This window comes from Mycobacterium sp. 1482292.6 (assembly GCF_001672995.1).
Lineage (GTDB): Bacteria > Actinomycetota > Actinomycetes > Mycobacteriales > Mycobacteriaceae > Mycobacterium > Mycobacterium europaeum_A.
In genome coordinates, this window is sequence record NZ_LZKV01000034.1 from 1 (window position 1) to 12,557 (window position 12,557).

Here is a 12,557-nt window from a genome sequence, read left to right on the forward strand (position 1 = left end):
GGGGACGTGGCTTCACTCGGGACCAAGGCTGCCCCGAGGTCCAAGCCCGTGCGTATCTGGGCCGTCGCCGGGGGCGCCATTCTCGCTTTTCAGCTGTACGTCTGGATCCGCTGGATCGCCGGCCCCAATTTCGAGCGGGTTCCTCCCGGGCCGAGCGATCCACCGGCGTTCATGAAGGCGATCCTTTTCACCTGGACCGCCGTGATCGTCGTCGGGCTGCCGGTTGCCTTGTGGTGGTTCATCATTCGGCCGTGGCGTCGTGAGCGGCGAATCACCCTGGACGGCATGCTCATGGTCTCGATGGGGCTGATGTTCTTCCAGGATCCACTGCTCAACTACCTGAACACCTGGTGCACCTACAACACCTGGATGCCCAACCGGGGTTCCTGGTCGTCGAACATTCCGGGGTGGGTGTCCCCGGAGGTACCCGGACATCAGGTCGTGGAACCGCTGCTGACCAACGTGCCGGGTTACTCATTCGGCAATCTGCTGATCGTCATGCTCGGATGCTGGGTGATGCGCAGGATCAAGGCCCGCTGGCCGGGCGTCAGCAATGCACCCTTGATCGCCCTTGCCTTCGCGTTCAATATCTTGCTCGACTTCGTCATGGAGGGCCTGATCTTCTTGCCGATCGGGTTCTACGTGTATCCCGGTGCGATTCGGGCGGTTTCGATCAACGGCGGAACGTATTACCAATGGCCCGTCTACGAAGGCCTGATGTGGGGCGGTGTCCTGACCGCGCTGTGTTGTCTGCGTTTCTTCACCGACGACCGGGGGCGCACCGTCGCCGAGCGCGGGCTCGACCATGTCCGAGGTGGATCCGCCACAATCCAATTGACCCGCTTCCTCGCCATATTCGCCGCGGTGAGTGCCTGCTTCTTCTTCTTCTACAACCTCCCGGCGCAATGGATTGGCATGCATGCCGACCCCTGGCCTGCAGATGTTCAGAAACGTTCGTACCTCAACGGTGGTATCTGCGGCGACGGCACCGATCAGCCGTGCCCCAATCCCGTCCTGCCGATGCCCACGAAACGCTCCGGTTACATCGACACCAGCGGCCACCTGGTCCTACCGAAAGGAGCCGGGCTCCCCACCACGGAGCCCTTCGAATCGCACCGGTGAGCATCTGATCGGCCCATGACCATTGCGCGATCCAATCACGTTGCGCGACAAGGCGAATTTCACTGGGCCCTGGCCAGCTCCGCAATGGTGTTCACCCGGCGGACGGCCGCGGCGATCTCCTCGGCGAACTCACGGCGCCGCCGGGCGATATCCAGGTCCGCCACGCCGTCGACCAGTTCACGATGCCGGGCCAATCGCAGCGCGGTCTTGAACAACTCCATTGACCTCGACTCGGCGCTGGCGATCCTGCGTTGCAGCTCCCACTGCTTGCCCACCTCGAGACATTCGGCGAGAAACGCGTCCTCGTCGAACGATTCGTCGTCGTAGTCGGCGAGCCGGTCGGCGACGATGTGGTAGGCGTCGAGGAACGGGCGCAGCACGAGGTGCGCCAACAGCACGTCGGCCTTTTCCAGCAGGCCGCGCACGTCGCCCGCGCTGGCCGCCTTGCTGGTGTCATCCACCCGCCCGAGCAGGCGGACCTCGTCGGCGAGCTCCTTCTCGAATTGCGCTCGCGCGGAGAACAAAAACTCGAACTTCAGCAATTCGCGCAACTTCAGCGCCTCATCGCGCACGGCGCTCGGCTGGACCAGCCCGTCCACCGAGCCCTCGGCGTCCTCGGTCGCGGCCAGCAGCGCGGTCTCGGCGATCGCGCGATCGACCACGATGTGAATGGCGGCGTTGCGGTAGAAGGCGGCGACCAGGTGCTGTTCGGCCCCGATGCCCCAGACCGGTTCGGTGCCGGCGTCGTACACGCTGACCACGCCGGAGGCCACCAGCTGGTGCAGGGTCCAGCGGATGGTCGAGCGGTTGGTCAGGTCGGCGGCGCCGGCCACCTTCCAGTTGCGCGCCGCGATGTAGCTCGCCAGCGGGCGCACGGTGGCCAGCACCTCGCTGATGGACAGCGAGCGGTCGGCGCCCAGCAGTGCGAGGCTCACCACCGCGGTCGGGGTAACGGGCGTGGCGCGGTTGATCCGGTGTTCGACGTCCAGCGCGATGCGTTCGATCTCGGTGCTGGCGCCGGACTCTTGTAAGGCACGCAACTCCTCGAGGCGCTTGCGCAGCGGCAGTGGTTCACCGAAGTCCAGGTACGCACGGCCGAGCCGCTCACCCTGCTGGCGCGCCAGCCGGATCAGGAAGCGGAAGTCTTCGGGCCGCTTCGTCGCGCCGTAGGCCTCGGTGGTCATGGCCTCCACCTCGTGCAGCTGGTCGTACACGATCGACGTCGGCACCAGATACACCTCGGGGCCGTCGATTTCGTCGACGGCGTCGCTGATGTAGCGCAGAATCCCGAACACCGGCGGGCGCAGCTTGCCCGTCCTGGTCCGGCCGCCCTCGATGGACCAGGTCAGGTTGGCGTGGTTTTGCACCAGCTGGGCGGCGTACGCGCGCAACACGAAGCGGTAGACGGGAATGTCCTTCGTCTGGCGCCGGATGAAGATGGTTCCGGTGCGCTTGGCCCAGGCGCCCATCGGGAAGAAATTCAGGTTGGCGCCGCCGAAGGTGAGCGCGGGCGAGAGCCGGTTGGCCTGGATCACCTCGGGCAGCAGCAGCCCATCCAGATAGGAGCGATGCGAAAAGGCAAACGCCAGTGTTGCTTTGCGATCCAGCTTGCGCAGCTGGGCGATCTGGTCCTCGTCGGTCAGCACGTCGTAGGCGCGCATCAGCCAGCAACTGAAGCTGCGCCAGGCCTTCACCGCCCGCTCGTCGAGCGAGGGCGCCATCTCGCGCAGGTAGCTTGCGGCCTCGGCGCGCACGCTGTCCAGGTCGCGCCCCAGCTCGTGGGCCAGCTTGCCCAGCCGCTCGTCATACCATGGCGCGCCCAGCAAATCGGCGACCTCGGCCGGGTCGGTCGACAGCGGCGACGTCGACTCCTCGACAATGCCGGTGCGCTGCAACAGCTTTCGTAGCCCCACCCGGCCTATTTCGCGGGCCGCGCCCGCCGGTCCCCCGATCATGCCGGCTGCACCGATGCGGTCTCGGCGGGCTCGTGCACGTCCGGATGCAATTCGGGCGCATAAAGCTGCTCGATCTCCTCGGCGTATTTCGCCATGATCGGCTTGCGCTTGAGCTTCATCGTCAGCGTGATCTCGTCACCGCCGGGCTCCCACAGGGTGGGCAGGACGCGGAACCGCTTGATCTGCTCCACCTGGGACAGCTTCTCGTTGCCCGCGGCCACCCCGGCGGCGATCTGCGCGATGACCTCCGGGTCGGCCGCCAGGGCGGCGGGCGAGGCGTCGGACAGGCCGCGCTGGGCGGCATACGGGCCGACCGAGTCGGCGTCGAAGACCATCAGCGCGGTGTTGTAGGGCCGCCCCTCGCCGATGGCGATCATCACCCCGACCATGGGACACGCGGCCAGGATGGCGTTTTCGATGTTGGCCGGCGACATGTTTTTTCCGGCGGCGTTGATGATCAGCTCCTTCTTGCGGTCGACGATGCGCAGGTAGCCGTCGGCGTCGAGCTCGATGATGTCGCCGGTGTGCAGCCAACCGTCGGCGTCGATCGCCTCGGCGGTCTTCGCCGGTTCCTTGCGGTAGCCCTTCATCACCAGCGGACCGCGGATCAGAAATTCGCCGTCCTCGGCGAGTCTGCCCTCCAGGCCGGGAAGCAGCTTGCCGACGGTGCCCAGCCGCGTGTCGTCCGGATGTGCCACGCTGGCAGCGCAACTGAGCTCCGACATGCCCCAGACCTCGCTGATCGGGATGCCTATCCCCGCGAAGAACGCCAGTGTCTCCTTGGGGATCGGCGCGGCGCCGGACACGGCCCAGCGCAGTTCGCCGAACCCAAGCCGCTCGCGCAGCTTGGACAGCACGAGCTCATCGGCTTTGGCCCACTCGGCGGTCAGCTCGGCCGGCTCGGGCTCGCCGCCCGCCAGCGCGGCGGCGCGCCTGGCGGCCACCGACATCGCCCATTGCAGCGCCTGGCGTTTGACGTCGTCGGCCTCGCTGGCGACGACGAATTCGATTGCCGCCTTGAGCTTTTCCCACACCCGAGGCACCGCGGCCCAGACCGTGGGCCGCACGTCGGGCAGCGCCGCCGCCACGGCGCGCGCGTCGTCGACGGCGGTCACCTGGGTGCCGAACACCTCCAGCGGGTACAGGGCCATCATCCGGTCGGCAATGTGCGCCGAGGGCAGATACGACGTGGTCCGGTCACCGAACCGGCTGCCGAGCACGGCGTCGAGCCCGTGCGCCTCGAACAGCAGGCTGGCGTGCGTCATCTCCACGCCCTTGGGGTTGCCGGTTGTCCCGGAGGTGTAGATGAGTGTGACGACGTCCTCGGGTTGCACCGCCCGCCAGGTGGCCTCGAAGTCGAAATCCGTGCGCGCGGCGGCATACAGGTCGTCCACCGAGATGGCGCCGGGCGGCGAACCGTCGATGCACACGATGTGCTCGATGGGTGCACGGCTGGCGCGAATGCGGTCCACGTACTGTTCCTCGCAGATCGCGATCTTGGTGCCGGCGTTGTTGAACAGGTAGGTCAGCTGCTCGGCGGGCAACGTGTTGTACACCGAAAACGATGTGGCCCCAAGGTGTTGGGCGCCGATCTCGAACGGGTAGAACTCGATCCGGTTCGCCATCATCAGCGACACCGTGTCGCCCCGCCGGACCCCAAGACCGGCCAGGCCGGCGGCGACCTTGCGCACCTGCTCCGCGAGTTCCCGCCACGTCAGCGTCCGGGCGCCGCCGGGCGTCCGGAGCGCGACGGCCTCGGGGTCGATCGACGCGGTGCGCTGGAACGCCTCGCACAAGGTGGCCGGGGCCTGCCCTGTCGTCATGTCCGTCCTCCTCGCCGCCGCATCAGCATCGCCTTCGTGAGCCTACGTCCGAGCACAGGGGCGGGGAACATATCGCGCGACTTCGCCGGCGGGGCCGGGTCACGACCCGGGGCGCCACAGCTGCACCGTGCTCGTCGCGCCGCCGGGCAGCTCGACCAGCTCGATCGGCGTGCCGTCCGGGTCGTAGACGAAGAACATCCGCACTCCCCCGATGTCGACGGGCGGGTCGGCCCGCACGCCCGGGTGGTGGCGGGTGACGGTGTCGAAGGTGGCGTCGAGATCGTCGACGCGAAACGACATGTTGGTGTAACCCAGGTGCGGACCGCTCGGGCACTCGGGCACGGCGCCCAGCGACAACAGCTCCACCATCGCGGCCCCGATCAGCCCGCCGATCATGCGGCCCCGCTGGGCGGCACCGCCGGTGACCGAATCCAGTGCGGCGCCCTCGAGTTCGACGTCGAACACCACGTCCATGCCCAGCACCGCGGTGTAGAAGGCCAACGAGGCCTCGATGTCGGAGACGCCGACGCAGACGTGCGAGAAGTTCCGCACGGCGATGGGATGCTGGGTCATGCGGGCTCCTTGCCGGTGTGCGGTGGGTGAATGCCACAGGTACAAGCGTCAATTGAGGGGCACGTGCAGCGCATTCCCCATTCGATGACGGCCCGCGCGCGGGCCAGCGACTCCAGCTGCGCGTCGATCTCGGCGAGTTTGGCCTTGGCCAGGGCGCGGCTGACCGGCCGCCCCGGCGCGTCGTCGGCGAACAGCAGCTGGATCTCCTCGAGCGAGAAACCGGCGGCCTTGCACAGCGCGATCACCTCCAAGCGGGCCAGAATCGAGTCGTCATAGCGGCGCTGGCCGCCCAGCCGCGCCGGCTCCGGCACCAGGCCGATCTGCTCGTAGTAGCGCAACGCCGTCGCGGCCACCCCGGCCTGGCGCGCCACCTCACCGATCGTCAGGCTCGGCGCCATCGCGGCCTCCCGGGACTTCAGTGCTTGACTTCGAGTCAACTCTAAGTCCTTGACTGTGGTCATGACCATCCCTCGAGAACTCAGCGAGTCTCGCTACGCCCTGCTGCGCTCGTTTCGCCGCGACGGCAGCCCCGTCGACACCCCGATCTGGTTCGCCTTCGACGACGGCGGGTTGCTGTTCCGCACCAAGGTGGGCCCGAAGACCCGGCGGCTGGCCGCGCGCCGCGACGTCGAACTCGCGGCCTGCGACTACCGGGGCCGGCCGCGTCAGGGCGCCACGACGGTCGCCGGCCGGGCCACAGTGCTCTCCGGCGCCGAAGCCGAACGCGCCAACCACGTACTGCACCGGCGCTACGGCTGGCAATGGAACATCGTGCCGCTGATCAAGGTTCCCGGCGTGACCAACGTGCACCAAGACCTGTGCGCGAGAGAGAAGCTGCGGCGCGCCCGCGACCGCGGGGTGTGGCCGGGCAGCGTCATCGTGCGGGTGGAGCTGCCATGACACACCCGCCGGTGGCCGACCCGGTCCGCTCCCCCGGGATCCGCCAATGTTGCAGCGCCGCAGCGGGACTGGTGCTCGGCATGGTGCGCCCGCGGCGGCCCGACGAGCGGTTCATCCGCAGCGTCGCCGACGCCGGGCTACCGACGCCCGGCCGCACCGTGACGGTGACCGCGCTGCCCCAGGTGCCGCGGTCGGTGCCGACCGCGGCGATTGTCGAGGGCGCCTTCACGCCGGCGCGCGTCGAGAACTCGCTGACGTCGTTCGTGGTCGGGCACCCGCAGGCCACCTTCATCGTCGACCCCGCCGTGTGCGTCGACGTCGAGCGACGAGCGATCGCCCAACTGCCCGCGGCGCTGCGGGTCGCGGTCCGTCCCCCGGCCGACACCGTCCCCACCATCACCGCGCTGGGCCGGGCGCCCATTGCCGCGCCGTTGGATTTCGCGCTGCCCACCCACGCGCACTGGGACCACGTCTCGGGCCTGCTGGACCTGCCCGGGCTGCCCGTGCACCTGCACCGCACCGAACGCGACTGGATCGGCGCCGGGCCCGTCGCGCCCGTCGGCGGCGTGCGGGATTCATTGCGCGGCAGGCCCGTTGTCGAGTACGAGCTGGACGGGCCGCCGGTGCTCACCTTCACCCGAAGCCACGACCTCTTCGGGGACCAGTCCGTGCTGCTCGTCGACCTCGCCGGGCACACCCCGGGCAGCGTCGGGGTGCTCGCCCACACGGGACGCGGCTGGATCCTGATCGCCGGCGACGCGGCCTGGCACGCCATGCAGATCGAGATGCTCCGCCAAAAGTCAAGCTATCCGGGTCTTTTGGTGGACGAGGATCGCGAGCAGACCTTCAAGACCCTGCACCGACTGCACCTGGCGCGTCACGCGGTCACGATCGTCCCGACCCACGACCACCAGGCCGTGCTGGGATTGAGCGCCTAGCGCCGGCGCCCAGTGTGAAACCAGCTTCACGTTCGGTTGCGAGCGTGAAACCAACTTCACACTCGCGGAGATCGGTGATCCGACGAAGCGCCTAGCCGCCCAGGCAGCCGGGGCCGAGCAGCGCCTTGAGGTCGCCCATCAGCGCCGGCGACGGCGTAACCCGCAGCGAGGCATCCAGTTCCAGCGTGGTGATGCGGTCTCCGCTGATCAGCCGCAGGTGCACCTGCGCCGTGCCGGGGTGGCGGGCCAGCACCTGCTTGAGCGCGGTGACCTTGTCGATGGTGCACTGGCGCGTCGGCAGGCTGACCGCCAGCGGCCGGTTCGGCTGGGCATTGGAGAAGTCCGGCACCACAAGCTCGTTGGCGATCAGCGCGACGCGGTCGTCGCGCAGCGAGACCTTGGCCTTGATCAGCACCACGACGTCGTCGGCGATGTCGGCCCCGTACACCGAGTAGGCCTGCGGGAAGAACATCACCTCGATGCCACCGGTGAGGTCCTCCAATTGGGCTGACGCCCAAGGCATCCCGTTCTTGTTGACCCGCCGGTTGACCGACGCAAGGATGCCACCCACCCGCACCTGGGTGTCGTTGGGGACATCGCCGTCGAGGATGGCCGGGATCTGGGTGTCGACCTGAGCGGTCAGCAGGTGCGCCACCTGGTTCAGCGGGTGCCCGGACACGTAGAGCCCCAGCATCTCTCGCTCCAGGGCGAGCTTGTGCTTGTCCTCCCACTCGTCGTCGGGCACCTTGATGTTGAACACGGAATCGCAGCCGACCCCATCTTCTCCACCGCCGAACAGGTCGAACTGGCCCATGGCCTCGGCCTTCTTGGTGCCCAGCACCGAGTCGACCGCGTCGGTGTGCACCAGGAACAGGCCCTTGCGGGCATGCCCCAGCGAGTCGAAGGCGCCGGCCTTGATCAACGACTCGGTGACCTTCTTGTTGCAGGCCGCCACGTCGATCTTGTTCAGGTAGTCCGAGAAGTCGGTGAACTTGCCCTTGCCGTTGCGGGTGCCGATCAGCGAGCCGACCACGTTGGCGCCGACGTTGCGCACCGCGCCCAGTCCGAAGCGGATGTCGCGCCCCACCGAGGCGAAGTTCACCAGGGACTCGTTGACGTCCGGCGGCAGCACCGTGATGCCGAGCTTGCGGCAGTCGGCCAGGTAGACCGCGGCCTTGTCCTTATCGTCGCCCACCGACGTCAGCAGGCCGGCCATGTACTCGGCCGGATAGTTGGCCTTCAGGTAGGCCGTCCAATAGGAGACCAGCCCGTAGCCGGCCGCGTGCGACTTGTTGAACGCGTACCCGGCGAACGGAAGAATGGTGTCCCACAAGGCTTTCACCGCTTTTTCGGAGAAGCCGTTGGCGGTCATGCCTTCGTAGAAGCCCTTGTACTCGGCCTCGAGCACCTCGAGCTTCTTCTTGCCCATCGCCTTGCGCAGCGCGTCGGCCTTGCCCATCGTGTACGAGGCGACCTTCTGGGCGATGAACATGATCTGCTCTTGGTAGACGATCAGGCCGTACGTCTCGGCCAGGATCTCGCGCAGCGGCTCCTCGAGCTCCGGGTGGATCGGCTTGACCGCCTGACGACCGTTCTTGCGGTCGGCGTAGTCGTTGTGGGCGTTCATGCCCATCGGCCCCGGGCGGTACAGGGCCAGCACCGCGACGATGTCGTTGAACTCGGTGGGCTGCATGCGGCGCAACAGATCCCGCATCGGCCCGCCGTCGAGCTGGAACACGCCCAGGGTGTCGCCGCGGCCGAGCAGCTCGTAGGTGGGCTTGTCGTCGAGCGGCACCGACTCCAGGTCGAGGTCGATTCCCCTGTTGGACTTGATGTTCTCCAGCGCGTCGCCGATGATCGTCAGGTTGCGCAGGCCCAAAAAGTCCATCTTCAGCAGGCCGATGGCCTCACACGACGGGTAGTCCCAGCCGGTGATGATCGCCCCGTCCTGGGGCCGCTTCCACAGCGGGATGGCCTCGGTCAGCGGCTCGCTGCTCATGATCACCGCGCACGCGTGCACGCCGGCGTTGCGGATCAGGCCTTCCAGGCCGCGCGCGGTCTGGTAGATGGTGCGCACGTCCGGGTCGGTCTCGATCAGACCGCGGACCTCCGCGGCTTCTTTGTAGCGCTCGTGGTTGGGGTCGGTGATGCCCGACAGCGGGATGTCCTTGGCCATGATCGGCGGCGGCAGCGCCTTGGTGATCCGGTCGGCGATCGCGAAGCCGGGCTGGCCGTAGTGGATGCGGGCCGAATCCTTCAGGGCCGCTTTGGTTTTGATGGTGCCGAAGGTGATGACCTGCGCGACGCGGTCCGAACCCCACTTCTCGGCGGCGTAGCGCACCATCTCCCCGCGACGACGGTCGTCGAAGTCGATATCGATGTCGGGTGCCGACGGGCGCTCCGGGTTGAGGAAACGCTCGAACAGCAGACCGTGCGGGATCGGGTCGATGTTGGTGATGCCCAGCGCGTAGGCCACCAGCGAGCCCGCCGCCGAGCCACGCCCCGGCCCCACCCGGATGTCCACCGAGCGTGCGTAGTTGATCAGGTCGGCGACGATCAGGAAGTAGGACGGGAAGCCCTTGTCGCAGATGACCTTGATCTCGTACTCGGCCCTCTCGACGTAGTCCTGGCCGACGCCGGACGGGAACCGGCGCGCCAGCCCGGCCATCACCTCGTGGTGCAACCAGCTCGCCTGGTCATGTCCCTCGGGCACCGGGAAGATCGGCATCCGGTCGCGCGGCGCCCACACGTCGTCGTAGGGCTGCACCCGCTCGGCGATCAGCAGGGTGGAGTCGCAGGCGCCGGGCACCTCGTCGTCCCAGATCTGGCGCATCTCGGCGGCCGACTTCAGGTAGTAGCCGTCGCCGTCGAACTTGAACCGGTTCGGGTCCGAGAGCGTCTTGCCGGTCTGCACGCACAGCAGCGCCTCGTGGTTGTGGGCGGCGTCGCGGGTGACGTAGTGGCAGTCGTTGGTGGCCAGCGGCGGGATGCCCAGCTTGCGGCCGATCTCGAGCAGCCCTTCGCGGACCCGGGTCTCGATGGACAGGCCGTGGTCCATCAGCTCCAGGAAGTAGTTGTCGGCGCCGAAGATCTCGCGCCACTTGGCGGCCGATTCCAGCGCCTCGCGCTCGTGGCCCAGCCGCAGCCGGGTCTGCACCTCGCCCGAGGGGCAGCCGGTGGTGGCGATGATGCCCTCGGCGTGTTCGGCGATGATCTCGGCGTCCATCCGCGACCACTTGCCGAGCTGGCCCTCGAACGACGCCAGCGAGGACAGCTTGAACAGGTTGCGCAGGCCGGTGGCATTCTCGGCCACCATCGTCATGTGCGTGTAGGAGCCGCTGCCGGACACGTCGTCGGACTTCTGGCCCGGGTCGCCCCACAGGATCCGGCGGGTGTCGAAGCGCGAGGCCGGCGCGATGTAGGCCTCGACGCCGATGATGGGCTTGATCCCGGCCTTGGTCGCCGCGTTGTAGAACTCGCTGGCGCCGAACATGTTTCCGTGGTCGGTCATCCCGACCGCCGGCATCTGCAGCCGGTCCACCTCGGCGAGCATCGGCCCGATCTTCGCGGCACCGTCCAACATCGAATACTCGGTGTGGTTATGCAGGTGCACGAAGGACGAGTGGTTCATAGGGACGCCAGTCTAGGACCGCGGACCGACACTGGTTGGGCGTGTCGCCGCGTGTGTCTGTGTTTATTGGCGACGACCCGCCGCGCCCGGCTTCGGCGCGCTTGCGAACGCCACGGATCAGTCGTTGGCGTATAACTCGACGAAGTTCTTCAGCGACTTCTGCATGTCGCCCTTGACGGCGCGCGCCGCCGCCGAGCCCACCGGGCCGAACAACGCCCGTCCGCCCAGTTCCAGCCGCAGACCCAGCGTCGAGCCCTCGCCGGTGGGTCGCACGGTGAGGGTGACGGCGTATTTGGCGCCGCCCTTGCCGGACCCCGACAACGCCACCTCGTGCGGCGGGTCCCAGGTGGTCACCGTCCACGTCACCCGGTTGCGGAAACCCTTGGCCCGCGCCACGCCGACGATCTCGGTGCCCTCGGCGATCTCGTCGGGCAGCTCGCTGCGCCATCCCTCGTGCATGGTCAGCCAGTCGCCCAGGTCCGACAGGTCGGAGACGTGGTCCCACATGTCCTGCGGGGTCATCGGGACATCGGCGGTCAGGTCCACAGCAGCCACCGCCCGAGCCTAGCGCCCGGCCTCATCCGGCACTTGCGCCGCGGCGGGCTCCCATATTCCGCGAGACTGCATCTACGCACACCCGTCTCGGCGTGTCGCGTACGTAGGTTCAGTGTCGCGGTCTGACTCGTTGATGCGAGACGGGCCCCGACCCGGCGACCCGCTCAGCTCTTGGGCCCGCCGCGGAATCGGCTGCCGATCCGGATGCCGGGCAACAGCAGGCTGCGCGGCGCGAACCGGCCGCCGGTGCTGACCACCTTGGGCACCACCCCGGGCACCACCGTGCGACGGCCGGACAGCATGCCGACGATGGCCGCCTCGGCAACGTCGCGCGGCGCGACCTGCGCGATGGGGATGCTGAACCGCTCGGCGTTGGCGATCTCGGCCCACTCGGTCGGCACCGGTCCCGGGCACAGGCAGGTCACCGACACGCCCGTGCCGTGTAACTCCTCGTGCACCGCCTCGGAGAACGTCTGCACGAAGGCCTTGGTGGCCGAGTACACCGCCATGTAGGGAACCGGCTGGAACCCGGCGATCGACGCGATGTTCATCACCGCGCCCGCCCCGCGGGAAACCATGCCCGGCAGCGTCGCGTGGGTGAGCTCCATCAGCGCCAGCGCGTTCAGCGTCACCTCTTCGCTCTCGCGCTCCAGCGGCAACTCGTGAAACACCCCGCTGGTGCCGAAACCGGCGCTGTTGCACAGGCCGGCGATCGGCTCGGTGCGCAGCCGGCCCGCCAGTTTGGCGCGGGCCTTGCTGTCGCTGAGATCCAGCGGCAGCACCTCGACGGCCACGGAGTACTCCTGGCCCACCTCATTGGCCAGTTCGTCGAGGCGCTCGCGCCGGCGCGCGACCAGCAGCAGCGGGAAGCCGCGACGGGCCAACCCGCGGGCCAGTTCGGCGCCGATACCCGACGAGGCGCCGGTGATGACAACGGTGGTCTGCAGGTCAGGTTTTGGAAGGCTCATGGTCTCACCAATGTATCCCGCGGGTCGCCCGCACGAAGTTCTCGCTGCGCTTATCGAATTCCGTTGCGTCGCTCGATGATTCATCTCCCTGG

Annotated in this window: 11 protein-coding genes; 3 read left to right on the top strand and 8 right to left on the bottom strand. The window is 68.0% G+C overall.

Annotation, left to right across the window (positions count from 1 at the left end; genetic code table 11):
* Nucleotides 1-6: 6 nt before the first annotated feature.
* Nucleotides 7-1,122 carry a spirocyclase AveC family protein gene (locus tag A5624_RS02465; protein ID WP_066861007.1) on the top strand — a complete coding sequence of 372 codons (1,116 nt, stop codon included), beginning with the start codon at nt 7-9 and terminating at the stop codon, nt 1,120-1,122.
* A 59-nt stretch (nt 1,123-1,181) separates the two neighbouring features.
* Here A5624_RS02465 and A5624_RS02470 read toward each other — a convergent pair whose 3' ends face one another.
* The 4 genes from A5624_RS02470 to A5624_RS02485 form a co-directional block, all read right to left on the bottom strand.
* Nucleotides 1,182-3,077: a lysophospholipid acyltransferase gene (locus A5624_RS02470; protein WP_066860985.1), complete on the bottom strand. Its 1,896-nt coding sequence runs from the start codon at nt 3,075-3,077 to the stop codon at nt 1,182-1,184.
* Nucleotides 3,074-4,900, bottom strand: a complete 1,827-nt coding sequence (gene fadD11 / locus A5624_RS02475; RefSeq protein ID WP_066860988.1) for a fatty acid--CoA ligase FadD11 — start codon at nt 4,898-4,900, stop codon at nt 3,074-3,076. The genes A5624_RS02470 and fadD11 overlap by 4 nt, the downstream gene beginning before the upstream one ends.
* Before the next feature lie 99 nt (nt 4,901-4,999).
* The gene (locus tag A5624_RS02480) at nt 5,000-5,473 is read right to left on the bottom strand and encodes a VOC family protein (protein WP_065155408.1); all 474 of its coding nucleotides are present in this window, start codon (nt 5,471-5,473) and stop codon (nt 5,000-5,002) included.
* The gene (locus A5624_RS02485; RefSeq protein ID WP_065155409.1) at nt 5,470-5,871 is read right to left on the bottom strand and encodes a helix-turn-helix domain-containing protein; all 402 of its coding nucleotides are present in this window, start codon (nt 5,869-5,871) and stop codon (nt 5,470-5,472) included. Before A5624_RS02485 ends, A5624_RS02480 begins: the two co-directional genes overlap by 4 nt.
* 61 nt (nt 5,872-5,932) lie before the next feature.
* Here A5624_RS02485 and A5624_RS02490 point away from each other — a divergent pair, with 61 nt between their 5' ends.
* Together A5624_RS02490 and A5624_RS02495 are read left to right on the top strand one after the other, a co-directional pair.
* Entirely contained in the window at nt 5,933-6,373 is a 441-nt protein-coding gene (locus A5624_RS02490) for a PPOX class F420-dependent oxidoreductase (protein WP_066860991.1), read from the top strand.
* Nucleotides 6,370-7,311: an MBL fold metallo-hydrolase gene (locus A5624_RS02495; RefSeq protein ID WP_066860994.1), complete on the top strand. Its 942-nt coding sequence runs from the start codon at nt 6,370-6,372 to the stop codon at nt 7,309-7,311. Before A5624_RS02490 ends, A5624_RS02495 begins: the two co-directional genes overlap by 4 nt.
* A gap of 91 nt (nt 7,312-7,402) precedes the next feature.
* Here the strand turns inward: A5624_RS02495 and dnaE are convergent, their stop codons facing one another.
* The 4 genes from dnaE to A5624_RS28840 all read right to left on the bottom strand — a co-directional run.
* Nucleotides 7,403-10,942 carry a DNA polymerase III subunit alpha gene (gene dnaE, locus A5624_RS02500; RefSeq protein WP_066860997.1) on the bottom strand — a complete coding sequence of 1,180 codons (3,540 nt, stop codon included), beginning with the start codon at nt 10,940-10,942 and terminating at the stop codon, nt 7,403-7,405.
* A 117-nt stretch (nt 10,943-11,059) separates the two neighbouring features.
* Nucleotides 11,060-11,497: an SRPBCC family protein gene (locus A5624_RS02505; RefSeq protein ID WP_066861001.1), complete on the bottom strand. Its 438-nt coding sequence runs from the start codon at nt 11,495-11,497 to the stop codon at nt 11,060-11,062.
* Between the two features lie 164 nt (nt 11,498-11,661).
* Nucleotides 11,662-12,465, bottom strand: a complete 804-nt coding sequence (locus tag A5624_RS02510) for an SDR family oxidoreductase (protein WP_066861004.1) — start codon at nt 12,463-12,465, stop codon at nt 11,662-11,664.
* A 4-nt stretch (nt 12,466-12,469) separates the two neighbouring features.
* The coding region (locus A5624_RS28840) for a hypothetical protein (RefSeq protein ID WP_232002187.1) at nt 12,470-12,557 on the bottom strand (88 nt) is incomplete at its 5' end.

Coding starts and splice junctions, on each gene's coding strand:
- A5624_RS02510 (WP_066861004.1), bottom strand. CDS start 12,465: ATGAGCCTTCCAAAACCTGACCTGCAGACCACCGTTGTCATCACCGGC.
- A5624_RS02490 (WP_066860991.1), top strand. CDS start 5,933: ATGACCATCCCTCGAGAACTCAGCGAGTCTCGCTACGCCCTGCTGCGC.
- A5624_RS02485 (WP_065155409.1), bottom strand. CDS start 5,871: ATGGCGCCGAGCCTGACGATCGGTGAGGTGGCGCGCCAGGCCGGGGTG.
- A5624_RS02495 (WP_066860994.1), top strand. CDS start 6,370: ATGACACACCCGCCGGTGGCCGACCCGGTCCGCTCCCCCGGGATCCGC.
- fadD11 (WP_066860988.1), bottom strand. CDS start 4,900: ATGACGACAGGGCAGGCCCCGGCCACCTTGTGCGAGGCGTTCCAGCGC.
- A5624_RS02480 (WP_065155408.1), bottom strand. CDS start 5,473: ATGACCCAGCATCCCATCGCCGTGCGGAACTTCTCGCACGTCTGCGTC.
- dnaE (WP_066860997.1), bottom strand. CDS start 10,942: ATGAACCACTCGTCCTTCGTGCACCTGCATAACCACACCGAGTATTCG.
- A5624_RS02470 (WP_066860985.1), bottom strand. CDS start 3,077: ATGATCGGGGGACCGGCGGGCGCGGCCCGCGAAATAGGCCGGGTGGGG.